This window comes from Xenorhabdus stockiae, from assembly GCF_002632825.1.
Taxonomy (GTDB): Bacteria; Pseudomonadota; Gammaproteobacteria; order Enterobacterales; family Enterobacteriaceae; genus Xenorhabdus; species Xenorhabdus stockiae.
In genome coordinates this window covers 1-1660 of record NZ_NJAJ01000116.1, presented here as the reverse complement: position 1 = coordinate 1660, position 1660 = coordinate 1, and the positions used below count along the sequence as shown (strand labels likewise).

Here is a 1660-nt window from a genome sequence, read left to right as displayed (position 1 = left end):
GGTGATATTGGAGAACGGGTATCAGAAAGGAGAGGAAAAATGAATCAGTCACCTTACATTAAAACTCAGGAACTGGCAGAACGATACGGTGTAAAACCGCATACTATAAGATTATGGTGCGGTAATGGGAAGCAGAGGCGCGAAGGCTTCCCAAAACCCAAGTTTAAATCCAATCAGCTTAATTTTCTACGGCAGGACATTCTTGACTGGGAGGACGGGAAACAATTTTAATCAGTTTATCCCACCAGCGTTCATAGGCTTCTCTCTGCTCATTTAGGTAGGTGTGCTTATCGTACACCTGCCAAATTCCCGGCAGTTTATGACCAACCATAATTTCAGCCACATGCGGGGCTGTTAATTCAGATACGCCTGTACGCATGGTTTTACGCAAATCATGAATTGAAAAAGGCTTACAATTAGGAAGGTGAAGAGACATTTTTTTGTTTAGCATGGTCATTATGCTTGCGTGTCCCCCCACTGGTAAAAATGGATTACCACTTCCCACAACAAATAAATACTCACTCCCACCGTTTAATCTCTTGGCTTGCTCAATTAACTCTTTAGCCACAGGGATAATGGGTCTAATAATGGGCTTTTTAGATTTCCTTCCTGTCTTGTGGTTTTTAGGGGGAATAATCCAAATATCTTTTTCATAATCAAAGTCGTTCACTTTGGCTTTCAGTAATTCACCAATGCGGCAGCCAAATAAAAGACATAGTTTTATTATCAGTGTATCACGTGGATTATATCGGGAAGAATTGATAACCTGAAAAAGAACAACCAACTCATCCTCGCTCAATGCTCTCTCATTCACTTTAGAATTAGCACCAGAACCAATTTTTTTTCCACTTAAATCATTTAATTCAACCTCAGACAACGGTGTGAAACTTGTCATTCCGCGCCGAACTGCCCATCTGTGCGCAGTCTTGGTGTATGTTAATATGCGATCGCCAATTGATGGCACTTGTTTAGCTATGCTTTCAATTAAAGAAAGCCATACATGAAGCGTCACTTCGTCATGAGGTAGCATGCCAATTTTAGGGAATACATGAATTTCAAAAGAGCGCAAAATATCGTCCGCCCTTACTTTTGAACCTTGCATGGTTGCCGTCCACCACTCCCTGATAATGGTTTCCACCGTAACAGCATTCAAAACCGCTTCTTTGCGAACACGCTTGACTATTTTTGGATTGCGATTCTGTTCCAATTCCCCGCGATAGAAAATCACAGAGTCACGAGCATCTTTTAAGCTGGTTGCTGGATAGGTTCCAATGTCAATTCGATCCCCTTTTCCATTCCAACGATACCTGAGTTGAAAAATGATTTTTCCTTTGGGTGTCACACGAACAGACAGTCCATCCCTATCTGATTTAGTAACCATTTTTTCTTGGGGCTTACCATTGGTAGAACGGAGCCATGAATCAGTAATTGCCATATTAATTTCCTCAAAAACCAACATAACTCTTACTGTAGATTATGTACACTTACATGTACATTTTTTTCATGATACCTAATGAACGTTCTCGACTGCTGCTGATTAATAAGAATGCAAGGTTAATTTAATTAAATTAAAAATCAGTTAATTAAAATAAATTCATGACTAAATACACCTTATATTGACTATTTGTGATACATTAAATATCTTTATACAAAAAAGATA

General features: G+C 39.2%; 1 protein-coding gene. It reads right to left on the bottom strand.

Annotated elements, in window-relative coordinates:
• Positions 1 to 178: 178 nt before the first annotated feature.
• The gene (locus Xsto_RS20650; RefSeq protein WP_099111965.1) at positions 179 to 1435 is read right to left on the bottom strand and encodes a tyrosine-type recombinase/integrase; all 1257 of its coding nucleotides are present in this window, start codon (positions 1433 to 1435) and stop codon (positions 179 to 181) included.
• Positions 1436 to 1660: the final 225 nt, after the last annotated feature.